Here is a 22,808-nt window from a genome sequence, read left to right on the forward strand (position 1 = left end):
TCGGCTGATCAGAGTGCGTTCTCACTCGTAGATTCCCTCCAAGAACCACCTCCTCTGCCGGTAACACAGCAAAAGCGCCCGCTCGCTCTCCAACAGCACTTGGGCACGAGCGACACGGTTGACTCGCTGCCCGGCCTCTGGCCGGTCATCCCACCACCGCTCGTCGACGGGCCATGGCCCGGCCCACCACCGCAGCTGGTCGTCCCGACCCCGGACGGCCAGCCGGGCAGGATCGGCGGAGAACACGCCCCGGCTGGTCACCCGAACCGGATTCCCTTGAACATCAAGCAATTCCACGGGGTCATCGACCAGCACCGCCGGCGACGGCTCGGGCAGTTGACCGGGCCACGGCTGAGCAGGATCAGCCCGCGGCACCGGTTCGTCACCCAGCGGGGTAAACGTGATTCGCTCGGCCGGCCCACGTCCACCGGACAGCACCGGCACCTGCACCGCCTCCGGGCCCAGCAGTCCCTGCACCCGTACCAGCGCCCGCCGGGCCCGAAGCCTGTCCTCCTCACCAAGACCACCCCACAACGGCAGTTGCAGCGCCCCGGCCGAGACCACTTCGACGGCCTGCAACCGCAACAGCGTCACCGGCCCACCCAAAGGGCGGCCCCGAGCGATCCGATGACTCAGCCATCCATCGAGTTGCCAGCGCACCCGGTCGGCGGTGGCGTCCTCGGTCAACGGTTCGGCGCACCGCCACACCCGGCTCAGCTCCTCACCGGTGGCGGTGACCGCGTGAATGGCCAGTCGGGTGCACCCCACTCCGGCGGACAACAGCGCCTGGTGCAGCGTGGCGGCCAGCGAGCGCCCCGCGAATGCCGCAGCGTCCACCCGGTCGATCGGCGGATCGCAATCCAGCACCGCACCGAGTTCTTGCGGTGGTTCACGCCCGGAGGGCCCCCGTTCCGATTCACCGCTGGCGAACCGGTGCGCAGCCACCGCGTCGGCTCCGAACCGGGAAGCGACGTCGGTACGCGACAGCGCGGCGAACTGCCCGATGGTGCGAATTCCCATCCGCCACAACAGATCTGCCAGCTCGTCCCGTCCCGGACCGGACAGGCTGGGCTCGGTGGCGAGCTGGCGGATCGACAGCGCCGACAAGAACCGTGCATCCCCTCCAGGCTCTATCACCCGGCCCGCACGCGCGGCGAAGACGGCGGTGGACAAGCCGTCGGCGATGCCGACCTGACACTCGGCGCCGGCCGCGGCCACCGCGTCGATCAACCGCTCGGCCGCCTGCTGCTCGGACCCGAAGAATCGGGCCGCGCCACGCACCGGCAACACCAGAAGGCCGGGCCGCAGCACCTCGGGGCGGGGCACCAAATCCTCCACGGCGGCAATCACCCCTTCGAAGAAGCGGGCGTCGCGGTCCACGTCGGCGGCCACGATGTGCAGTTCCGGACACCGTGCCGCAGCCTCCCGCCGCCGCAGCCCGCGCCGCACCCCGGCCGCCCGGGCCGTCGCCGAACAGGCGATCACCCGGTTCGCCAACGTCACCGCAACCGGATCCGTCGCGGACTGGCCCGCGGCCGCCGCCGCCGCGACCGCGGGCCAGTCCATGCACCAGATCGCCAACACACGGGAAGCCATCAGAGTCAGCCGGTTCGCGCTCGATCGGCCGACCGTCCGCAACGGCTGATCTGCAGTCGTACCTCACTGATGCGCCCCACCCCTGGAGGAGTCGCGCCCCCGAAAGACGGAGTCAGTTCGTAGCCGCAGACCCGGGCTTCCAGTCGCGTCGACGCCCCTTCCCAGTCACCGTCGGTGACCAGCACCGTGCATCCCTTCTGCCGGGCACGGGACACCACCGCCCGCGCCCGGGTGCGCGTCACCCGACGCCCCCCCAGGCCGAGGACCACCAGATCCATGCCGTCGATGAGCACCGCGGCCACCTCAACCGGATCGTTTCCCGGGTCCGGCACCACCGCGATCCGGCTCAGGTCCGCCCCCATTTCCACGGCGGCCAGCAACCCGATGTCCGGCTGCCCGATGATCACCGCATTCCCGCCGGCGGCTGTCACCGTGGCCACCATGCGCAGGGCCAGCGACCGCGCTCCCGTCAGCACCGCCACCGTTCCGCGCGGCAACGGCGCCGTACCCACCGGCACCGGATCCTCAGCGGGGGCGGTATCCTTCCCAGATAATGCGGCGATCTTCTGGCGCAGCTGTTTAAGCTGCTCAGCACGGCTTTCCTGGTGTTGATCGGAGGCAAAAGCCGCAGTCATGACCAGCCTCCCAACCAGATGTTTTCGAAAGTATGTTCGATACGTTTCGAGTAAACACCCACCCCCCGACAGCGTCAAGGCGCGAACGGGGGCGCCGGGTGCACCTCCGCCGGCCCGCCCTGGTGCTGGTGTGGCTGCTGATAGCCGGCGGCACTGGTGTGGCGCATGGTTCAGCAAACGCCGAGCCAGGCATGTGCCACCCGGCCGAGCTGTTCGTCGCCGACAACAGCGACTCACCCGGACGCGATGAGCCATGGTTGTTCGAACTCCCGGCGGGAGCCACGCTCGCGCTCAACGGCGCGCCGGTCTCGGGTTCGGTTCTCGTGGACGGCGTCTTCTGGTCCGACGAGATGCAGCAGGTCACCATCGAACGGGCACGCGAGTTCCATGTGTGCGCTGTCGACGAACCCGCGCTGCACGCCGCCGCCGAGGCCGTGCGTCGCCAATTCAACCAGCAGGCGGTGCTGACCTTCGATTACCCGACCGAGGATGCACGCGACGCACACGCGACCCTCATCACGGTGCCCGGCATCGATTTCGCACGCTTCCGTGACGCGTTCATCGCCGACGAGGCCGCACACCACCAATTGCTCGGTGGATCGGTCACCACCACAGTCGACCCCGCACTGATCCTGGTCACGCGCAACAGCGATCTGGACATCGCGCGCCGGCTCGTCGAGGCTTCCGGCGGCGACTGGGCCACCGCCGTCATCGCATACGGCGATCGCGAAATCGTCCGATAACGGCCGCTAGTTGGCTGCCACTCCGGTCGGGACCGGAAACGCCGCCGGGATCGGGGCTCCCGGCATGAACCGCTGAAAGAGCGAGGTGGCAATCGCCCCGATCTCATCACTGAGGGGGTACATGTGGCGGTATTGCAGCACCTGCTTGCCGATCAATCCGAGCCGCTCCTCGAAGGTCGGCACCCGGGCGGGATCCAGCAGGGGGTTGTTGAACGGCGGACGGTCGGCGCGCTGGAACTCGAAGGCGGCGCTGATCCGCGGCGCCGAGCCCAGCCGGCTGCCGCGCCCACCCCAGTGCAGTACCGCCTGATTCCAGGCCAGCACCGAACCGGCCGTCGCCGGCAGTGCCCGGATGTCCTGCGGGTTGTAGACGACGGTGTTGTTCTCGCCGTCCCACCGGCGTTGCCGGAACCGGTCGTCGAGGTGCGCGGGCAGCATGTACATGCATCCGTTGAGCGGGGTGGCATCGGTGAACGGCAGCCAGACCGTCAGCGTGTGGGGCGAGTTGTCGTCATCGAGAGTGGGAATCACCCGATCGCGGTGCGGACCCCAGCCCAGCGCGTTCTCGTTGGGGTTGACGTGCCAGACCCAGAAGTCGGGCAGCGCCTGATAACCCTCACCCAGCACCGACGTCAGGAATCGCGAAAGACCTTGGAAGGCAAGCCATAACTCGTCATAGACGAACGCGAACGCCAGCGGGATGCCGCGCTGAAACAGCGTCGAGACGGCATAGCGGATCGGTGCGATGGTGGCTTCCGACAGAGCGCCGGCTACCTGGACGTAACCCTCGCGCTTCAAGTTGGCCAGCAGTGGGTCGATTTCGCCGACCGCTGCCGGTCTCGCGTAGCCGCCGGCTTCGATCGACATCCCCGGGCACAACTCGCCCCAGAACTCGCGACGCTCCGCGTGAGCAGCGGAAAGGCTACCGATCATCGCGATATCGTATCCCAGCACCGCCGCTGCGGAGGTCCATCAGATCAGGGGAGAAACTATTCCCACTCGATGGTGCCGGGCGGTTTGCTGGTGACGTCCAGCACCACCCGGTTCACCTCGCGTACCTCGTTGGTGATGCGGGTCGAGATCCGCTCCAGCACCTCATAGGGCACCCGCGTCCAGTCCGCGGTCATGGCGTCCTCGCTGGACACCGGGCGCAACACGATCGGGTGCCCATAGGTTCGCCCGTCACCCTGCACGCCCACCGAGCGGACATCGGCCAGCAGCACCACCGGGCATTGCCAGATCTGGTTGTCCAGTCCCGCCGCCGTCAGCTCTTCCCGGGCGATCAAGTCCGCGCGTCGCAACGTGTCCAGCCGGTCGGCAGTGACCTCGCCGACGATCCTGATGCCCAGTCCGGGGCCCGGGAACGGTTGGCGCGCAACGATTTCCTCCGGCAGTCCCAGCTCCCGGCCCACCGCGCGCACCTCGTCTTTGAACAGCAACCGCAGCGGTTCGACGAGTTTGAACTTCAGGTCGTCGGGCAGACCGCCGACGTTGTGGTGGCTCTTGATGTTGGCGGTGCCGCTGCCGCCGCCGGACTCCACCACGTCCGGATACAGCGTCCCCTGCACCAGGAAATCAACTTCGCTGCCGTGCAACACATCCCGCACCGCGCCCTCGAACGCCCGGATGAACTGCCGGCCGATGATCTTGCGCTTACCCTCGGGATTGCGGACACCCGAGAGCGCCTCGAGGAAGGTCTGGGCGACGTCCACGGTGACCAGGTTCGCTCCCGTAGCGGCGACGAAATCACGCTCGACTTGCGCACGCTCGCCGGCGCGCAACAGCCCGTGGTCGACGAAAACGCAGGTCAGCCGGTCGCCGATGGCGCGCTGCACCAGCGCGGCGGCCACTGCCGAATCCACCCCACCGGACAGTCCGCAGATCGCCTGCCCGTCACCGATCTGCTGACGCACCTGCTCGATCAGCGCGCTGGCGATATTGGCCGGCGTCCACTCCGCGCCGATCCCGGCGAAGTCGTGCAGAAATCGGCTGAGCACCTGTTGGCCGTGCGGGGTGTGCATCACCTCGGGGTGGTACTGCACGCCGGCCAGGCCACGGTCGCGCGCCTCGAAGGCGGCCACCGCCGCCCCCGCGCTACTGGCCACCACCTCGAATCCCTCCGGTGCCGCCGTGACGGCGTCGCCGTGACTCATCCACACCGGCTGCACCCCGGGGAGATCCGAATGCAGTTCGCCGCCAAGGACTTTCAGTTCGGTGCGGCCGTACTCGCTGGTGCCGGTGTGCGCGACGGTGCCGCCGAGCGCCTGCGCCATGGCCTGGAATCCGTAGCAGATTCCGAACACCGGCACCCCGAGGTCGAACAACGCCGGATCCAGCTGCGGGGCGCCCTCGGCGTAGACACTGGCCGGCCCGCCGGACAGTACCAGCGCCAACGGTTCGCGGGCGCGGATCTCCTCGACCGTGGTGGTGTGCGGGATCACCTCGGAGAACACCCGCGCTTCGCGGACCCGTCGGGCGATCAACTGGGCGTACTGAGCACCGAAGTCGACCACCAATACGGGCCGCGGCGAGGCTGATTCCACGGGCACCGAGTTTAGCCATGTGACGGACTCCACGGTTGTCAACCTGAGTTGACGAAGATCACAACCGCTCCTATAGTCCCCTGGGTCGTCTACTCACGTTGACAGTTTGGATGGTAGGTGGTTGTGGTGGATTTCCTGGTCTCGCCGCCGGAAGTCACGTCTGCACGCATCGCGCGCGGACCAGGTTCGCTGCCGCTGCTGGCTGCGGCAGCGGCATGGGAGGGGCTGGGCGAGGACCTGGCGTCCACGGCCGACGCGTTCACGTCGGTGGTGTCGAATCTGGCGGAATCGGCATGGCAGGGAACCTCGGCGACAGCCATGGCAGAACTGGCGTTCTCGTACGTGTGCTGGTTGCGGGACGCCGCGACGGGTGCCGCGCAAGCGGCCCGCCAGGCGACAGCCGCCGCTGCCTCTTACGACACGGCACTGACCGCCACCGTGCCGCTGGAGATACTGGCGGGCAACCGGACTCAGTTGCTATCGCTGGTCGCCTCCAACATCCTGGGGTTCAATGCGCCTGCGATAGCCGCCACCGAGGCGGCGTACGAGCAGATGTGGGCCCAGGATGTGGCCGCGATGGCGGACTACTACGCCGGTGCCGTGGCCGCGGCCGCTGCGCTCACACCGTGGCAGACGCTCATCCAGCCCTCAGGTGCCGCCTCGGCGGTGTCGGCCACGTCGGCGGCTTCGGCGCTGTCCGCCACATCGACGGCTTCGGCCGCGGCGCCCAACGTCACCCTGGTGATCGGCGGCAGCGGATTCCCGTTGCCATCACAGAGCTACGTGAACACCGTCATGGCCAACTACGTCACACCCAATTTCCCGGCCTTCACCGTGACCAACGCCCAGGCCCTGCTGACACCCGCGCAGTCGTACTGGATCACCGGCATCAAGACCCTGACCGAGGAAGCGTCCTGGGCGCAGGGGCTGACGATTCTCGACAGCGCAATCCATACCCAGTTGGCAGCGGGCAATACCGTTGTCGTTCAAGGGTTCTCGCAGGGCGCCGGGATCGCGTCGCTGGAGATGGCCAACCTCAAAGCCGCCGGCGTGCCCAGCGATGCGGTGAGCTTCTCCCTGGTCGGGAACCCGATGAACCCCAACGGTGGGCTGTATTCACGCTTCGACGGCCTGACCCTGCCGAGTTTGGGCAAGATGTTTCCAGGCTCCACCCCGGCCAATGATTATCCGACCGTCGTGTACACGATTGAATACGACGGCTTCGCCGACTTCCCCCGCTACCCGCTCAACTTCGTCGCCGACGCCAACGCGATGCTCGGCGCGCTCTACGTTCACCCGCTGTACCCGACCCTCACGCCGGCACAGGTCGCCACCGCTGTGGAGTTGCCCACCGAGGGGCCCACCATGACGAAGTACTACATGATCCCCACTCATAACCTGCCGCTGCTCGAGCCGTTACGAACCTCGTTCCTGGGCAATACGATCGCCGATCTGATTCAGCCCGACCTGAAAGTGATCGTGAACCTCGGCTACGGCGACCCCGACTACGGTTACTCGACCAGCCCGGCCAATGTCCCCACCCCGTTCGGACTGTTCCCGAACGTCAGCCCCGTGACCGTCTGCAACGACCTGGTCACCGGAACCCAGCAGGGCATCAGCGCCGCCTCCGCCGATCTCAGCACCTGGCACCCACCGTCGCTGCCGAGCGTGTCGGCGTCCGGTGTCCCCCACCTGAGCCTGCCGGCATTGCAGCCGCTGTCGGTCGACGGCTTCATCCAGGGCCTGCAGACAGCGAACACCAACATCACCACCGCCGCCACCAGTGCCATGGCGTCGGCGTACTCGACGCTGCTGCCCACCGCCGACACCTTGACCGCCATCGCCGTCTCACTGCCGTCCTACGACGTGAACCTGTTTCTGGACGGCATCAGGCAGGCCGTCGCCGGCGATCCGGCAGGCCTGATCAACGCGGTCGGGTATCCCCTCGCCGCCGACACCGGACTGCTGACCTTCCTCAGCTTCTTCCTGGCCTACGCCTACTACGGCGCAGCCAAGTCAATCGTCAGCGATGTCGCCGGGATCCTGTAGCTGGCGGCTACCTCGATCGCGCGTCGTTGCGGTGCTGAGAGCCGCCAGAACCGGCGCACGCGGTACCAATTTCCCGGCCGCCTGGGCCGAATAACGCCCGGCGGGTCGGGCCGGTGCCCGGCGGTATGATCGCCGGGGTAGCGGACGGATCGATCAGGGGCTAAAAGGGTGCGGGTCACGGGCAGAATTGTGCGGTTTGACGGGGTGCGTGGTTACGGGTTCATCACCCCGGATATCGGCGGTGAAGACGTGTTCCTGCACGTCAACGACCTCGAGATGGAGAAAGGCCGGGCCGTGCGGGGCGCCCAGGTCTCTTTTGAGATTGACGAAGGAAATCGAGGAAAATTCGCGCGGGAAGTACGTTTGTCGAACGGTTCTGCGCCCGTTGACGACGAGCCGTCAGCAGCCGGCGACGAATATTTCGACGTGCTTTCGCCCGAAGAATTCCGCAACACAATTACCGAGAAGCTATTACACATAACTCCAGCACTGAATGCTCAGCAGATCCTCGCGGTGCGGAGCAGCTTTGAAGAGGTGGCCCGCAAACACGGCTTAATAGATTCATAGTTTGCCGCCGGCGCCTCACCGGGCATGTGGAGGGGTGTTGCCAACTACATCGCCAACTACATGGAAGCGGGGTTGTGCCAGTGGTATCTGCGCTCGGTCTGCCGGAGAAAGTGCGCGCCTGCCTGTTCGACCTCGACGGTGTGCTCACCGACACCGCGAGCGTGCACACCAAGGCGTGGAAGGAGATGTTCGACGCCTTCCTGAAGCAGCGCGCCGAGCAGTCCGGAGGAGAGTTCGTTCCCTTCGACGCCGACGCCGACTACCGCCAGTACGTCGACGGCAAGAAACGCGAAGACGGCGTCCGGTCATTCCTGCAGAGCCGTGACATCGAGCTGCCCGACGGTGGTCCCGACGATTCCGCCGACGCCGAGACCGTCCACGGCCTGGGCACCAGGAAAAACGATGCCTTCCAAGCGGTTCTGCACAAAGACGGTGTGAAGGTGTTCGACGGGTCGCGCCGCTACCTGGAGGCGGTCCAGGAGGCGGGCCTGAAGATCGCGGTCGTGTCGTCGAGCGCCAACACCCGCGACGTGCTCGAGATCACCGGGCTGGACCGCTTCGTCCAGCAGCGGGTGGACGGTGTGACGTTGCGCGAGGAGGACATCGCCGGCAAGCCGGCCCCGGACTCCTACCTGCGCGGCGCCCAGCTGCTGGAGGTCGAGCCGGACGCCGCCGCGGTCTTCGAGGACGCGATCTCGGGCGTGCAGGCCGGACGGGCCGGTAACTTCGGACTCGTGGTGGGTGTCGACCGCGTCGGTCAAGCCGACGAGCTGCGCGACAATGGCGCCGACGTGGTGGTGACCGATCTCGCCGAACTGCTCGGTGGCGATGAACAACCCGATGACAATGACGGGAAACAACATGATCTCTGAGGAAGCGTTTCCGGTTGAGCCCTGGCAGATCCGCGAGACCCGGCTCAATCTGAATCTGCTGGCACAGTCGGAGTCTCTGTTCGCATTGTCCAACGGGCACATCGGATTACGCGGCAACCTCGACGAGGGCGAACCCTACGGCTTACCGGGCACCTACCTGAACTCCTTCTATGAGATCCGGCCCCTGCCCTATGCCGAGGCCGGATACGGATATCCCGAAGCCGGGCAGACGGTCGTCGACGTGACCAACGGGAAGATCATCCGGTTGATGGTCGACGATGAGCCGTTCGACGTCCGCTACGGCGAATTGCTGGACCACGAGCGGATTCTCGACCTGCGCGCCGGGACGCTGACCCGCTGCGCACACTGGCGCTCCCCCACCGGCAAGCAGGTCAAGGTGACGTCCACCCGGCTGGTGTCCCTGGTGCACCGCAGCGTCGCCGCGATCGAGTACGTCGTAGAAGCCATCGACGATTTCTCCCGCGTCACCGTGCAGTCCGAACTGGTCACCAACGAGGACCAGCCGGAGACCTCCGACGACCCCCGGGTAGCGGCCATCCTGGAACACCCCCTGGAGGCCGTCGATCACGAAATCACCGAGGGCAGAGCGCTTCTCATGCACCGCACCCGCAGCAGCGCACTGATGATGGCGGCGGCGATGGATCACGAGGTCGAGGTTCCGGGCCGGTGCGAGATCAGCACCGACGTCCGCGCGGACCTGGCGCGCACCACGATCATCTGCGGTCTGCGGCCCGGGCAGAAGCTACGCATCGTCAAGTACCTCGCGTACGGCTGGTCCAGCCTGCGGTCGCGCCCGGGACTGCGCGACCAGGCCGCCGCGGCGCTGTCCAGCGCCCGCTACAGCGGCTGGCAGGGACTGCTGGACGGACAGCGCGCCTACCTGGACCTGTTCTGGGACGCGGCCGACGTCGAAGTCGAGGGGGATCCGGAAAGCCAGCAGGCCGTCCGGTTCGGGATGTTCCACCTGCTGCAGGCCAGCGCCCGGGCCGAACGTCGGGCCATCCCGAGCAAGGGCCTCACCGGGACCGGTTACGACGGCCACGCCTTCTGGGACACCGAAGGTTTCGTGCTGCCGGTGCTCACCTACACCGTGCCGCACGCCGTCGCCGACGCGCTGCGCTGGCGCGCCTCGACGCTGGACCTGGCCAAGGAGCGGGCCGCCGAACTCGGCCTGGACGGCGCGGCGTTCCCGTGGCGCACCATCCGCGGTCAGGAGTGCTCCGCATACTGGCCGGCCGGCACGGCGGGCTGGCACATCAACGCCGACATCGCGATGGCCTTCGAGCGCTACCGCATCGTCACCGGCGACAACTCGCTGGAAGAGGAGTGCGGCCTGCCGGTGCTGATCGAGACCGCGCGGCTGTGGATGTCGCTGGGTCACCACGATCGGCACGGCGTCTGGCATCTGGACGGGGTGACCGGCCCCGACGAATACACCGCGATCGTCCGGGACAACGTCTTCACTAATCTGATGGCGGCCAACAACCTGCGCATCGCCGCTGATGCCGCCAAGCGTCATCCCGACAAGGCCGGCGCGCTGGGCGTCACCACCGAGGAGATGGCGGCGTGGCGCGACGCGGCCAATGCCGCCCACATCCCCTACGACGAGGAGTTAGGCGTCCATCAACAGTGCGAAGGTTTCACCACGTTCGCCGAGTGGGACTTCCAGACCAACACCACCTACCCGCTGCTGATGCACGAGGCCTACGTGCGGCTCTACCCGGCGCAGGTGATCAAACAGGCCGACCTGGTCCTGGCGATGCAGTGGCAGAGCCACGAGTTCACTCCCGAGCAGAAAGCCCGCAACGTCGACTACTACGAGCGGCGGACGGTCCGCGACTCGTCACTGTCGGCCTGCACCCAGGCGGTGATGTGCGCCGAGGTCGGCCACCTGGAACTGGCCCACGACTACGCCTACGAGGCCGCGCTGATCGACTTGCGCGATCTGCACCGCAACACCCGCGACGGTCTGCACATGGCCTCGCTGGCCGGGGCGTGGACGGCACTGGTGGGCGGCTTCGGCGGACTGCGCGATGACGAGGGCGTCCTGTCCCTCGACCCGCAACTGCCCGACGGCATTTCGCGGTTGCGATTCCGGTTGCGCTGGCGTGGTTTTCGCGTGACGGTGGACGCCGACCACGAGAATGTCACCTACACCTTGCGCGACGGCCCGGGCGGTGAGCTGGTCATCCAGCACGCCGGTGAAGAACTCACCTTGACCACCGAGGAGCCCACCACCATCGCGGTGCGACCGCGCGAGGCACTGCTGCCCCCGCCACCACAGCCGCCGGGCCGCGAGCCGCTGCACCGGCGATCGCTGGCACGGACGAGCGCGGGCTGACGGCCACCGGTCACTTGGCTATGACGGCGAAGTGGCCACTGGTGGCCCACGACGCTTCGAAGACGGAGAAGGGAACCACCTCGTCGCGGCCGTAGTCGACGCCACTGTCGTTGAGGTGCACGACATTGGCCCCGGTGTCGATGCCGGTGACGACGACGAAGTGGTCTTCGTGGGCATGGTCGCCAGGCTGATTCCACAGCGTCTCGCCGTTGACCGCGGCGAGCACTTTGCGGCCGGCACCCAGCTCCGGTGCCAGCGCCCCAATGGTGAACTGGCCCCTGACGCTCGGAATACCGTAGTGCCCCAACAGAACTGCCACGTCCCAAGGGTCGGTGCCGTTGCCGTTGAAGATCGGTCCGGTCCCAGCCGAGTTCGGGGTGTTGGCCGCCACCGCCTTGACCTCGTCCTCGCTGGGTTCGTTGCCGGTGAGCTGACCGACCACGTCGGCCACCGCGACCTCGGCGCACGCCATGTTGTCGTGCTGACGGCGCCAGAATGGTGCCGCCGCTGCGGGATCGCCATACATCCGGGCTCCCCCCGGATTAGCCTGTGCCGCAGCGGGAAACGCGATTACCGACGCAGTGGCCAGCGTTAACAGCGCGCCGGCGAGCCCCAACTGCTTTGATGCCTTCGTTTTCATGATGCAAAGGATCCGCCGAAGCGCTGGCCAGAACTTTGGGAAATCCCTGCAAAATTCTTGCGCCGCAGGCAGCGCAGTTCTCGGCGGCGCCGCGAAATCAGTCGGGCTGGACCATGCGGGTCAACTCGGCATCGACGGACTGCCGCAGCTCGGCATCGGCCAGGTCGTCCAAACCTGTCGACGCCCGAAGGAACGGCTCGAACAGCCGCCAGCCGAACTGCAGGGCAGCGGCATTGGCGACCGCCAGCCGCGCGCTGCGATCGTCGGGAAAATTCGGGCGCACCGCCTCGAGCAGCTGCGCCATGCCGGGAAACTGCGTCTGCAGCTGCCCGATCGGGTAACCGTCCAGCACGGTGCGGGCGATCACCCGCAGATGCCGCTCGGTGGCTTGCTCCACCTCTGCGTCCGGGACGCCACGTTGCCGCGCCGCGGTGGTGGCCGCACCCAAGTGGTCGAGCACCGCGCCGACCAGCTTTTCCTTCGTACCGAAGTGACGAAAAACCAAGCCGTGGTTCACCTTTGAGCGGGCGGCAATGTCGCGGATCGAGGTCGCGGCGGGTCCTCGCTCGGCGAACAGATCAGCGGCGGCCTCCAGCACCGCGGCCGCCACCTCTTCTCGCCCGGTGGGAATCGCGCCGCGCGAAACACTTGCCGCCCGTGTAGTCACGCGTCTACGTTAGCGGAGGTAGTCAATTGACTACAGCAGTCGGCCCGAAAAGGACAACACGATGACAAATACGGTTACCGTCACCAAGCTGAGCAGCCGGATCGGCGCTCGCCTCGACGGAGTGCGCCTGGCCGGCGACCTGGACCAGGACACGGTCGACCAGATCCACCAGGCGTTGCTCACCCACAAGGTCATCTTCTTCCGGGGCCAGCATCACCTGGACGACGCCGGCCAGCTGGCATTCGCCGAGTCACTGGGCACCCCGGTCGGCCACCCGGCCGCTAAAGCGTTCGGCGCCGGAGGTGCCCTGGGCCCGATCATCACGCCGATCAACTCCGAGTGGGGCAAAGCAACTTCCTGGCACACCGACATGACCTTCGCCGCCAACCCGCCGGCGGCCTCGATCCTGCGGGCGATCACATTGCCCAGTTACGGCGGCACCACCCTGTGGGCGAACACCGCTACCGCCTACGACGCCCTACCCGGGCCGCTCAAGGATCTTGTCGAGAATTTGTGGGGTCTGCATACCAACAAGTTCGACTACGCGATCAGCGAGGCGGACCTGGAATCGTTGAGTGATGCCCAGCGGGCCATGGTGACCGGGTTTCAGCAGCCGGATTTCCGCACCGAACATCCGGTGCTGCGGGTACACCCGGAAACCGGCGAACGCACCCTGCTGGCCGGCAATTTCGTGCGCCACCTCATCGGGTTGGACCCGCACGACTCCGACGTTCTGTTCGACCTGCTGCAGTCGCGGATCACGCAGCCGGAGAACACCATTCGCTGGAGCTGGGAGGCCGGCGACGTGGCGATCTGGGACAACCGCGCCACTCAGCACCGCGCCGTCGACGACTACGACAACCAGCACCGGCTCATGCACCGCGTCACACTGCTCGGCGACGTCCCGGTCAACGCCCGCGGCGAGCGCAGCCGGGTGATCAGCGGCGCCCCCCTTGCCGTGGCGTAGTCAGGTGACTACACTCGCTGCTATGTAGTCAGTTGACTACACCCCTCTTCCGTGAAGGAACAGCGATGACAACCCTGATAGCAGTCGACAAGCTGGGCAGCCGCATCGGCGCGCAGATCAACGGCGTTCGCCTGGGCGGCGACCTCTCCCCGGCAGTCGTGGCGGAGATCCGCGCCGCGCTGCTGACCCACAAGGTGATCTTCTTCCGCGACCAGCAGCACCTCAACGACCAGCGGCAACTCGAGTTCGCCGCCCTGCTCGGCACCCCGATCGGCCACCCGGCGGCCACCGCTCTCGCACCGGACGCGCCAGTCATCACCCCGATCAACTCCGACCTCGGCAAGGCCAATCGCTGGCACACCGACGTCACGTTCGCCGCCAACTACCCGGCCGCTTCGATCCTGCGGGCGGTCTCGCTGCCCAGCTACGGCGGTTCGACGCTGTGGGCCAACACCGCGACGGCCTACGCCGACCTGCCCGAGCCACTGAAGTGTCTGGCCGACAACCTGTGGGCGGTGCACTCCAACCGCTACGACTATCTGGACAAAGCGATCCGCAACGAGCAGCTGACCGACCTGCAGCGCGCGTTCCGGCAGGCGTTCGAGATGCCCGACTTCCAGACCGAACACCCCGTGGTGCGGGTACACCCCGAGACCGGGGAGCGGACCCTGCTGGCCGGCGACTTCGTGCGCAGCTTCGTCGGGCTGGACAACCGCGAGTCCAGCGCCCTGTTCGACCTGCTGCAGAACCGGATCACCGTGCCGGAGAACACGATTCGCTGGAATTGGCAGCCGGGTGACGTGGCCATCTGGGACAACCGGGCCACCCAGCACCGGGCCGTCGACGACTACGACGACCAGTACCGGCTGATGAACCGGATCACGTTGATGGGCGACGTGCCCGTGGATGTCTACGGACAGCGCAGCCGAGTGGTCAGCGGGGCGCCGCTGGCGCTGGTGAGCTGACGGGTGAGCCGATCAGCCGGTCTTAATGATCAGCCGGTCTTAATGATCAGCCGGTCTTAATGATCAGCCGGTCTTAATGATCAGCCGGTCTTGCTGACCGGGTCGATCGGCAGCCACCGCAGCGCGCCCGGCGCGTCGGCGGGCACCACCGGATTCTCCGGCGCGATCGGGTCCAGCCTCCGGTAGGAGTCGCCCTGCAGCGGCCGCTCGTCGTTCTGGCCCTTGTTGGGCCAGAGCGACGCTGCCCGCTCGGCCTGCGCGGCGATCGACAGCGACGGGTTGACGCCCAGGTTCGCCGAGATGGCCGCGCCGTCGACGACGAACAGCGACGGGTAGCCGTACACGCGGTGGTAGGGATCGATGACGCCGTTCGACGGGCTGTCGCCGATCGCCGCGCCGCCCAGGAAATGGGCGGTCAGCGGGATGTTGAACAACTCGCCCCAGGTGCCGCCGGCCACGCCGTCGATCTTCTCCGCGATGCGGCGGGTCACCTCGTTGCCCACCGGGATCCAGCTCGGGTTCGGCTCGCCGTGCCCCTGCTTGCTGGAGAACCAGCGGATGCCGAGCCTGCCGCGTTTGGTGAACGTGGTGATCGAGTTGTCCAGGTGCTGCATCACCAGCGCGATCGTGGTGCGCTCACTCCACTCCTTGGGGTAAAGCATCCGCAGCATCAGCCTGGGGTTCGCGCGGGCCTGGTCCAGCAGCTGACGCCAGCGCGGCACATCGGTGCCCTGCGGTCCCGAGCCATCGGTCATCAGCGTCTGCAGCAGGCCCATCGCGTTCGATCCCTTGCCGTAGCGGACGGGTTCGACGTGGGTGTCGCTGGTCGGGTGGATCGACGAGGTGATCGCCACGCCGTGGGTCAGGTCCAGGTTCGGATCCACCTTCAACGTCGCCGCGCCGACGATGGATTCGGAGTTGGTGCGCGTCAGCACGCCGAGCCGGTCGGACAACCGCGGCAGCTTGCCTTTGTCCCGCATGTTGAACAGCAGGTGCTGAGTACCCCAGGTGCCGGCGGCCAGGATCAGGTGCGAGGCGGTGTAGGTGTGCCGATCGCGGCGCACCCAGCTGCCGGTGCGGACCGTCTTGACCTCCCACAGCCCGTCGGCGCGCTGCTCGAATCCCTTCACCGTGGTCATCGGAATCACCTGCGCGCCAGCAGATTCCGCGAGCGCGAGATAGTTCTTCAGCAGCGTGTTCTTGGCACCGTGCCGGCAACCCGTCATGCAGCATCCGCATTCCATGCAGCCGGTGCGCGCCGGTCCCGCGCCGCCGAAATACGGGTCGGGCACCGTCTGCCCCGGCGTCTGCTTGCCGTCGGGACCGAAGAACACCCCGACCGGGGTGGGCACCCAGGTGTCGCCGCAGCCCATCTCGTCGGCGACCTCTTTGAAAATGCGGTCGGCATCGGTGAAGGTCGGGTTGTAGACCACACCGAGCATCCGCTGCGCCTGCTGATAGTGGGGCATCAGCTCGTCACGCCAGTCGGTGATGTCCTTCCACTGCTGATCGTTGAAGAACGGGTCGGGCGGGATGTACAGCGTGTTCGCATAGTTCAGCGAGCCGCCGCCTACGCCGGCACCAGCCAGGATCATCACGTTCTTCAGCGGATGGATGCGCTGAATGCCGTAGCAGCCCAGCTTCGGCGCCCAGAGAAACTTCCGCAGGTCCCACGAGGTTTTGGCGAAATCTTTGTCTTCGTACCGACGGCCGGCTTCGAGCACCCCAACCCGGTAGCCCTTTTCCGTCAGGCGCAGCGCGCTGACACTGCCACCGAAGCCTGAACCGATAATCAATACGTCAAAGTCCGGTTTCATCGGAGCAGTATGACCCGCTTTACATCGGGCGCGTCAAGCAGTCTGCCGAGCAGACGCAAAATCGCGTGTTTTGGCGCTGCAACGTGCGATTTCATGTCTGCTCGCGACAGAACCGGGCCCCCTCAGCTGGCGACCGTCAGGCCGACCTTCTGGAACTCCTTGAGGTCGCAATAGCCCGCCTTGGCCATCGACCGGCGCAGACCGCCAACCAGGTTCAAGGTGCCGAACGGATCGTCGGAGGGCCCGTTGAGAACGCGCTGCAGCGGCGGGCGCTCGCCGACCGCGATCTGCAACAGAGCACCGCGTGGCAACGACGGGTGCGCGGCGGCCGACGGCCAGAACCAGCCTTCGCCCAGCGCCTCGGCCGACTCGGCCAGCGGCGTGCCGAGCATCACCGCGTCGGCGCCACACGCGATGGCCTTGGCCAGCTCGCCGGAGGTGTGGATGTCGCCGTCGGCCAGCACGTGCACGTAGCGGCCGCCGGTCTCGTCGAGGTATTCGCGCCGGGCGGCGGCGGCGTCGGCGATCGCGGTGGCCATCGCCACGCTGATGCCCAGCACCTCGTCGGTGGTGGTCACCCCGCGGGTGGAGCCGTAGCCGACGATCACCCCGGCCGCGCCGGTGCGCATCAGGTGCAGCGCGGTGCGGTGGTCCTGCACGCCGCCCGCGACGACCGGGATGTCCAGCTCCGAGATGAAGGTCTTGAGGTTCAGCGGCTCGCCATCGCTGGCGACGCGTTCGGCCGAGACGATCGTTCCCTGGATGACCAGCAGATCCACGCCGGCCTGCAGCAGCACCGGGGTCAGCGCCTGCGCGTTCTGCGGGCTGAGCCGCACCGCGGTGGTGACGCCGGCTTCCCGGATGCGGGCCACCGCCGCACCGAGCAACTCAGGGTTCAGCGGGGCCGCGTGCAACTCCTGCAGCAACCGGATCGCCGCCGACGGCTCGGGTTCTTTGGTTGCGGCCTCGATGAGCTGGGCAATCTTTGCCTGCACATCAGAGTGCCGCCCGATCAGCCCTTCGCCGTTGAGCACCGCCAGCCCGCCGAGCCGGCCGAACTCGATGGCGAACTCCGGGGACACCAGGGCATCGGTCGGGTGCGCCAGCAGCGGGATCTCGAACCGGTAGGCGTCGAGCTGCCACGCCGTCGACACATCCTGTGACGAGCGGGTGCGCCGAGACGGCACGATGTTGATCTCACTGAGTTCATAGGTACGACGGGCGCTACGGCCCATGCCGATCTCAACCATGGTCACCGTCAGCGGGCGTAGTAGTTCGGCGCTTCGACGGTCATCGCGACGTCGTGCGGGTGGCTCTCCTTGAGTCCGGCGGGCGTGATCCGGACGAATTGCGCCTGCTGCAGCACCTCGATCGTGGGCGAGCCGGTGTATCCCATTGCCGCACGCAACCCGCCGGTCAACTGGTGGATCACCGAACCGAGCGGGCCGCGGAACGGCACCCGCCCTTCGATGCCCTCGGGCACCAGCTTGTCTTCGGACAGCGCGTCGTCGGCGAAATAGCGGTCTTTGGAATAGGACTTCGCTCCACCCCGGCCTTGCATCGCACCCAGCGAGCCCATGCCGCGGTAGCTCTTGTACTGCTTGCCGTTGACGAAGATCAGCTCGCCGGGCGCCTCGGCGGTGCCGGCGAGCAGCGAGCCGAGCATGGCCGCCGACGCGCCCGCGGCCAGCGCCTTGGCGATATCGCCGGAGTACTGCAGCCCGCCGTCGGCGATCACCGGCACACCCGCGGGGCGGCATACCGCGACCGCCTCCAGAATCGCCGTGATCTGCGGTGCGCCGACACCGGCGACCACCCTGGTGGTGCAGATCGAACCGGGCCCGACGCCCACCTTCACGGCGTCGGCGCCGGCGTCGACCAGCGCCGCGGCCGCCGAGCGGGTCGCGACGTTGCCGCCGACCACGTCGACCCGGTCGCCCACCTCGAGCTTGAGCTTGTTCACCATGTCCAGCACCAGCCGGTTGTGCGCGTGCGCGGTATCGACCACCAGCACATCCACCCCGGCGTCGACCAGCATCATCGCGCGCACCCAGGCGTCGCCGCCGACGCCGACGGCCGCTCCGACGAGCAGCCGACCGTCGCTGTCCTTGGTGGCCAGCGGGTGCTGCTCGGTCTTGACGAAATCTTTGACGGTGATCAGCCCGGTCAGCCGGCCGTGGCCGTCCACGATCGGCAGCTTCTCGATCTTGTTGCGGCGCAGCAGGCCCAGTGCCGCCGAGGCGCTGACCCCCTCCTGAGCGGTGATCAGCGGCGACTTGGTCATCACCTCGGCGACCTGCCGGTTCTGGTCGACCTCGAAGCGCATGTCGCGGTTGGTGATGATGCCGACCAACGCGCCGTCGTCGTCGACCACGGGCAGACCGGAGATGCGGAACCGCGCGCACAGCGCGTCGACCTGGGCCAGCGTGTTGTCCGGGCGGCAGGTGACCGGATCGGTGACCATGCCGGCCTCGGAGCGCTTCACCATCTCCACCTGGCCCGCCTGTTCGGCGACGGGAAGGTTGCGGTGCAGCACGCCCATACCGCCGGCGCGCGCCATCGCGATCGCCATCCGGGATTCGGTGACAGTGTCCATCGCCGAGCTGACCAGCGGCACCTTGAGACGGATCCGCTTGGTGAGCTGGCTGGAGGTGTCCGCGGTGGCCGGCACCACATCAGAGGCCGCGGGCAGCAGCAGGACATCGTCGAACGTCAGGCCCAGCATAGCGATCTTGTGCGGGTCGTCGCCTCCGGTGGGCACCGCGTCTCCGGACAGGCCGCCCACGCGCACGTACGGGCTGCCGACCAGGTCGGAGCTGTCTTCGAGGCCGGACATGCCACGGGACATCGGCGGGGCCCTCCAAATGCAGGCTGGGGTAAGAAAGATCATCCTATCGGCTTCCGGGGACAGCCCGACTCGCGACTTCGCTGTGTCATCTGGGTAGCGGCGCCGACGCGCCACGGTGCCGTGCCCGGGGGCCTGGGGCGCGCCCCGGCAATTTCTGGCGTTATCACTACCGGCCTGCGTAGGCTATGGGGGTGCGTGACCACCTCCCGCCGGGTTTGCCTCCCGATCCCTTCGCCGACGACCCCTGTGACCCGTCGGCGGCCCTGGAGGCCGTCGAGCCGGGTCAGCCGCTCGACCAGCAGGAACGGATGGCCGTCGAAGCGGATCTAGCGGACTTGGCGGTATACGAGGCACTGTTGGCGCACCGCGGGATCCGCGGCCTGGTGGTCTGCTGTGACGAGTGTCAGCAGGACCACTACCACGACTGGGACATGCTGCGGGCGAACCTGCTGCAACTCCTCATCGACGGCACGGTGCGTCCGCACGAGCCGGCCTACGACCCCGAGCCGGACGCCTACGTCACGTGGGACTATTGCCGCGGGTACGCCGACGCCTCGCTCAATGAAGCGACGTCGGACGCCGACGGTTTTCGCCGCCACCTCTGAGGCGCGCGCTCCCTGATTGAAGGCCTGATTTAAGGCGCAGTGCCGCCCGGGAACGGTGTTCTCGGGGTAGCCGGCCCGGAAGTCCTGTCCCACAGTTGCCCCGACGGCGTCGACGGAGCCGGTGAAGCCGCTCCCGCCGCCGGCGAGTTCGGCGTGACCGATGTACCCGGCTTGGGCTTACTTGTGGTGGTCGGCGTCGCCGTGCCGTCCCTCGTCGCAGGTGACGGCGATGTCGACGGCGTGGTGGTCGACGCGTTGGGCTTCGTGGTGGTGGGTGTCGTTGACGGGCTGGGCGCCGTCGTGGTGGCCGGCAGCGGCGTGGTGGTGGGGGTCAGTGTCGGAGTGGTCGAGTCGACCGGTTCCGTCGGCTCCGGCGACGTCGATCCCTCGACCGCCACCGGGGGTGACGCCTCGGTGGCAGGCGCCAGCGGCTGTGGCGTCCACGAATTCGCCGGGGCATCGGGAACCGCCAACTTGGTGGAGGGCGGCGAGGCGGGGCGGGCCGTCGCGTTGGGGTCGCGCTTTTCCACCTTGGTGTTGAGCTGATTCACCTCTTCGAGCAGGCCCTGCCGGCGGCCACCGTCGTTGACGGCCTGCAGCGTGCTGCTGACTTCGGCCAGTTGGGTCTGCGCCTGGGCCCACTGACCCTGGGCGATCATCTGCTCCACCTTGGCCAGGTCGGCCTTGGCGGACAGCACGATCTGATCGTCACTGACCCGCGGCTCGTTGAACATCATGGCGTGCAGGCCGTACAACAGGTCGCCGGGCCGGGCGTCGCCGACGACCGCACCGAATCCGCTGAGGATCAGCAGGGTCGCGGCCACGGAGCCGACGGCGGCGAGGCCGCGCCGGCCATGGCTACGGTCCATCATCCCGTCGCGCAATGCGTCCTCGGCCTCGTCCTGGGAGACCAGCGCACTCGCCGGCGGCCAGCGAAGGTCGTCGCGCCATTCACCCAGCAGTGCCGTCAGTGCCTGGTCGTTCAAGTCGTCGGAACCGCCGAATGCGCCCTCGGTGCGTGCCGCGAGCGCGTCGAGGAGCAGATCGGTGTGGGCCACCTCGTCCAGCGCCGGACGATCATTGCCGAAATCAGAACTACGCATATTCACCTGCCGCGACGATCTCGTCTCTCAACCGTTGAAGGGCGCGGTGTTGCGCCACCCGAACGGCACCCGTCGTGCTGCCGACGGCGGCAGCGGTCTCCTCCGCGCTCAGACCCACCACCACGCGCAGGATCAGGATCTCTCGTTGCTTGGCCGGCAGAATTTCCAGCAATTCGTTCATCCGGGTCACCGAGTCGGCTTCGATGGCCCGCTGCTCCGGACCGGCATCAGAAGACCGGCGCTCGGGCACCTCTTCGGCGGGGTAAGCCAGGTCGCGGCCGGCGGCCCGGTGGGCGTCGGCGACTTTGTGCGCCGCGATGCCGTACAGGAAAGCCAGGAAGGGCCGCCCTCGGTCCCGGTAGCGCGGCAACGCCGTGATGGTCGCCAAGCACACCTCCTGAGCCACGTCATCTGCAGACAGTCCGCCACGTTCGACGGTGCCGACGCGGGCTCGGCAGTATCGGACGACGATCGGACGGATGGTCTCCAGCACCTCCCGAAGCGCGTTCCGGTCCCCCGCAGCGGCCTCCACAACCACTGCGTCGAGACGTTCTCCCTGCATTGTCATCGACGGTGGTTTCTCCAAAGTCACAGACGGGACTCATCCCGGGCTAACTCGCTGAGCGACAATAACGGGCGGACAGAAGGTCAAGCAGTACGCCAGGTCCCGCCGGCGCGTTGTACTTCACCTGCGCAAATATCCCGAATTTCGACGAGTTCGGGCAGCCCCTGTGGCTCAACCGTGACGCTTCCGGTATCGATCAGCAAGCAAGCCAGCGCCCACCGAAGCGGGTTCAGGCCCAGCGGTTCAGCGGCCTGAAGTGCCTGTTCCGCCACCGACCGGGCCCGATCGAGCGCCCCGGCGCTGCACAGCGCGGCAGCCAGCACCACGTCGCTTTTGACGCGGTGCCGCGCGGACCCGCCGGTCATGGACTGTGCCTTCTGGACCGCTTCTTCCGCGCGGCGCACGGCGGTCGAGCCGTCACCGGAGGCCATGGCCAGCTCCGCACCCACCCAGCCTCTGCGCACCGCGAGCCGGTCGGCCGTCTGCGGCGCCAGCACAGCTCCGTCCAGCGCGGCGTCCGCCCGCGTCAGCAACGTCGCCGCCGCGGCAAACCGGCCCACGCCCAGCGCGTCTGCGGCCAGACCGACGAGGGCGTCGGCCCGCGCCTCGGGATCATCGCCCGCCAGCGCGAAGGCCCGCCCGTCCCAGCCGCGCGCCAGGGTGTGCCAGCCCAGCTGGCGCAGAAACGATCCCTGGGTGCTGTGTGCCAGTGACGCGAGCGGGCCGGCAGTGACGCGCTGTCGCAGCGTGGCCAGGTCGGCGTAGGCACTGCCGTAGCGACCCTGACCCCCGGCGGCCACGGCTCGCAGCCACAGCTGCCGCGGTGTGCGCGCGGTCGGAAGTGGCCACTCACCCGGACCGCCCCCGAACGCGGCATCCTCAAATGCCTTGTCGAGCTCAGCAACGCCCGACGCCTCGCGTGCAGTGATGATTTCGCCCCCGCCTGTCGACGCTTCGACAAATCCCGCCGAAAGATTACTGCATGCGGTGGGCAGAATCGCCCGCCGCGTCCCGAAAGTTGAATACAAATTGTGGGTGAACGGCTCCGCTCCGCCCACGAACGAGGGCGATGACACCGCCACTCGGCCCCCGTCACCGGATCACCACGCGATCCGAATTCGAATATTCGAATGGCATTCCGATTTACGGTCAAATTCATTAAGAAAGGGGGCTGACATTTGTTGCCACCGCCATTATGTTTCTTACTGCCATGATTTCGGCGTGATCGGGTCGGCACCCCCGCACGTGAGACGGAACAGGCAGG

19 protein-coding genes and 1 pseudogene are annotated in these 22,808 nt (G+C 67.5%); 8 read left to right on the plus strand and 12 right to left on the minus strand.

The annotated features are described in order from the left end of the window. Positions 1-21 precede the first annotated feature (21 nt). Entirely contained in the window at positions 22-1,599 is a 1,578-nt protein-coding gene (locus tag QXK92_RS13600) for a DNA polymerase Y family protein (protein WP_306244405.1), read from the minus strand. Positions 1,600-1,601: 2 nt separating this feature from the next. Further along, complete coding sequence (locus QXK92_RS13605; RefSeq protein WP_306242128.1) at positions 1,602-2,231, minus strand: hypothetical protein; 630 nt, start codon at positions 2,229-2,231, stop codon at positions 1,602-1,604. 32 nt (positions 2,232-2,263) lie between these two features. Between QXK92_RS13605 and QXK92_RS13610 the strand changes: the two genes are divergently transcribed. Beyond that, a complete protein-coding gene (locus tag QXK92_RS13610) occupies positions 2,264-2,974 on the plus strand; it encodes a hypothetical protein (protein WP_371934513.1) in 711 nt (236 codons plus the stop codon). Between the two features lie 6 nt (positions 2,975-2,980). Here QXK92_RS13610 and QXK92_RS13615 read toward each other — a convergent pair whose 3' ends face one another. Together QXK92_RS13615 and guaA are read right to left on the minus strand one after the other, a co-directional pair. Beyond that, entirely contained in the window at positions 2,981-3,907 is a 927-nt protein-coding gene (locus QXK92_RS13615; RefSeq protein WP_306242132.1) for a phytanoyl-CoA dioxygenase family protein, read from the minus strand. 56 nt (positions 3,908-3,963) lie between these two features. Continuing rightward, entirely contained in the window at positions 3,964-5,517 is a 1,554-nt protein-coding gene (gene guaA / locus QXK92_RS13620; protein ID WP_371934167.1) for a glutamine-hydrolyzing GMP synthase, read from the minus strand. 126 nt (positions 5,518-5,643) lie between these two features. Here guaA and QXK92_RS13625 point away from each other — a divergent pair, with 126 nt between their 5' ends. From QXK92_RS13625 to QXK92_RS13640, 4 genes are all read left to right on the plus strand, one after another. After that, positions 5,644-7,566: a PPE family protein gene (locus QXK92_RS13625; RefSeq protein WP_306242134.1), complete on the plus strand. Its 1,923-nt coding sequence runs from the start codon at positions 5,644-5,646 to the stop codon at positions 7,564-7,566. A gap of 168 nt (positions 7,567-7,734) precedes the next feature. Beyond that, a complete protein-coding gene (locus QXK92_RS13630; RefSeq protein ID WP_306242135.1) occupies positions 7,735-8,133 on the plus strand; it encodes a cold shock domain-containing protein in 399 nt (132 codons plus the stop codon). Between the two features lie 80 nt (positions 8,134-8,213). Beyond that, positions 8,214-9,005, plus strand: coding sequence for a beta-phosphoglucomutase family hydrolase (locus QXK92_RS13635; protein ID WP_306244406.1), 792 nt, complete (start codon positions 8,214-8,216; stop codon positions 9,003-9,005). Further along, entirely contained in the window at positions 8,995-11,367 is a 2,373-nt protein-coding gene (locus QXK92_RS13640; protein WP_306244408.1) for a glycoside hydrolase family 65 protein, read from the plus strand. Before QXK92_RS13635 ends, QXK92_RS13640 begins: the two co-directional genes overlap by 11 nt. Positions 11,368-11,377: 10 nt before the next feature. Here QXK92_RS13640 and QXK92_RS13645 read toward each other — a convergent pair whose 3' ends face one another. Continuing rightward, a complete protein-coding gene (locus QXK92_RS13645; protein ID WP_306242136.1) occupies positions 11,378-12,007 on the minus strand; it encodes a C39 family peptidase in 630 nt (209 codons plus the stop codon). A 97-nt stretch (positions 12,008-12,104) separates the two neighbouring features. Continuing rightward, positions 12,105-12,674, minus strand: coding sequence for a TetR/AcrR family transcriptional regulator (locus QXK92_RS13650; protein WP_306242137.1), 570 nt, complete (start codon positions 12,672-12,674; stop codon positions 12,105-12,107). A gap of 61 nt (positions 12,675-12,735) precedes the next feature. On the opposite strand from QXK92_RS13650, the gene QXK92_RS13655 reads away from it, so the two are divergent. Beyond that, complete coding sequence (locus tag QXK92_RS13655; RefSeq protein WP_306242138.1) at positions 12,736-13,641, plus strand: TauD/TfdA family dioxygenase; 906 nt, start codon at positions 12,736-12,738, stop codon at positions 13,639-13,641. Positions 13,642-13,706: 65 nt separating this feature from the next. Beyond that, on the plus strand, positions 13,707-14,606 hold the full coding sequence (locus tag QXK92_RS13660) for a TauD/TfdA family dioxygenase (RefSeq protein ID WP_306242140.1): 900 nt from the start codon (positions 13,707-13,709) through the stop codon (positions 14,604-14,606). An 80-nt stretch (positions 14,607-14,686) separates the two neighbouring features. Here QXK92_RS13660 and QXK92_RS13665 read toward each other — a convergent pair whose 3' ends face one another. From QXK92_RS13665 to guaB, 3 genes are all read right to left on the minus strand, one after another. Then, the gene (locus QXK92_RS13665; protein ID WP_306242141.1) at positions 14,687-16,423 is read right to left on the minus strand and encodes a GMC oxidoreductase; all 1,737 of its coding nucleotides are present in this window, start codon (positions 16,421-16,423) and stop codon (positions 14,687-14,689) included. A gap of 122 nt (positions 16,424-16,545) precedes the next feature. Further along, a complete protein-coding gene (locus QXK92_RS13670; RefSeq protein ID WP_306244410.1) occupies positions 16,546-17,673 on the minus strand; it encodes a GuaB3 family IMP dehydrogenase-related protein in 1,128 nt (375 codons plus the stop codon). 8 nt (positions 17,674-17,681) lie between these two features. Continuing rightward, positions 17,682-19,271: an IMP dehydrogenase gene (guaB, locus tag QXK92_RS13675; RefSeq protein ID WP_306242142.1), complete on the minus strand. Its 1,590-nt coding sequence runs from the start codon at positions 19,269-19,271 to the stop codon at positions 17,682-17,684. Positions 19,272-19,462: 191 nt separating this feature from the next. Here guaB and QXK92_RS13680 point away from each other — a divergent pair, with 191 nt between their 5' ends. Continuing rightward, complete coding sequence (locus QXK92_RS13680; protein WP_065135424.1) at positions 19,463-19,876, plus strand: DUF5319 domain-containing protein; 414 nt, start codon at positions 19,463-19,465, stop codon at positions 19,874-19,876. Between the two features lie 212 nt (positions 19,877-20,088). On the opposite strand, the pseudogene QXK92_RS13685 reads toward QXK92_RS13680, so the two are convergent. The 3 genes and pseudogenes from QXK92_RS13685 to QXK92_RS13695 all read right to left on the minus strand — a co-directional run. Next, a pseudogene (locus QXK92_RS13685) lies at positions 20,089-20,979 on the minus strand (anti-sigma-D factor RsdA); the annotation flags it as partial. Next, a complete protein-coding gene (sigD, locus tag QXK92_RS13690) occupies positions 20,972-21,547 on the minus strand; it encodes an ECF RNA polymerase sigma factor SigD (RefSeq protein WP_055579203.1) in 576 nt (191 codons plus the stop codon). The gene sigD and the pseudogene QXK92_RS13685, both read right to left, overlap by 8 nt. A gap of 80 nt (positions 21,548-21,627) precedes the next feature. Then, a complete protein-coding gene (locus QXK92_RS13695) occupies positions 21,628-22,473 on the minus strand; it encodes a hypothetical protein (RefSeq protein ID WP_306244412.1) in 846 nt (281 codons plus the stop codon). Between the last annotated feature and the right edge of the window lie 335 nt (positions 22,474-22,808).

Origin of the sequence: Mycobacterium sp. TY815 (assembly GCF_030755135.1) — a bacterium.
In the GTDB taxonomy this organism is placed as follows: domain Bacteria; phylum Actinomycetota; class Actinomycetes; order Mycobacteriales; family Mycobacteriaceae; genus Mycobacterium.

Excerpts from the sequence above, each read along its gene's own strand:
- QXK92_RS13645 (WP_306242136.1), bottom strand. The coding sequence starts at position 12,007 with ATGAAAACGAAGGCATCAAAGCAGTTGGGGCTCGCCGGCGCGCTGTTA.
- QXK92_RS13615 (WP_306242132.1), bottom strand. The coding sequence starts at position 3,907 with ATGATCGGTAGCCTTTCCGCTGCTCACGCGGAGCGTCGCGAGTTCTGG.
- QXK92_RS13660 (WP_306242140.1), top strand. The coding sequence starts at position 13,707 with ATGACAACCCTGATAGCAGTCGACAAGCTGGGCAGCCGCATCGGCGCG.
- QXK92_RS13670 (WP_306244410.1), bottom strand. The coding sequence starts at position 17,673 with ATGGTTGAGATCGGCATGGGCCGTAGCGCCCGTCGTACCTATGAACTC.
- QXK92_RS13655 (WP_306242138.1), top strand. The coding sequence starts at position 12,736 with ATGACAAATACGGTTACCGTCACCAAGCTGAGCAGCCGGATCGGCGCT.
- sigD (WP_055579203.1), bottom strand. The coding sequence starts at position 21,547 with ATGACAATGCAGGGAGAACGTCTCGACGCAGTGGTTGTGGAGGCCGCT.
- QXK92_RS13640 (WP_306244408.1), top strand. The coding sequence starts at position 8,995 with ATGATCTCTGAGGAAGCGTTTCCGGTTGAGCCCTGGCAGATCCGCGAG.
- QXK92_RS13605 (WP_306242128.1), bottom strand. The coding sequence starts at position 2,231 with ATGACTGCGGCTTTTGCCTCCGATCAACACCAGGAAAGCCGTGCTGAG.
- QXK92_RS13665 (WP_306242141.1), bottom strand. The coding sequence starts at position 16,423 with ATGAAACCGGACTTTGACGTATTGATTATCGGTTCAGGCTTCGGTGGC.
- guaB (WP_306242142.1), bottom strand. The coding sequence starts at position 19,271 with ATGTCCCGTGGCATGTCCGGCCTCGAAGACAGCTCCGACCTGGTCGGC.
- QXK92_RS13610 (WP_371934513.1), top strand. The coding sequence starts at position 2,264 with ATGTTCGATACGTTTCGAGTAAACACCCACCCCCCGACAGCGTCAAGG.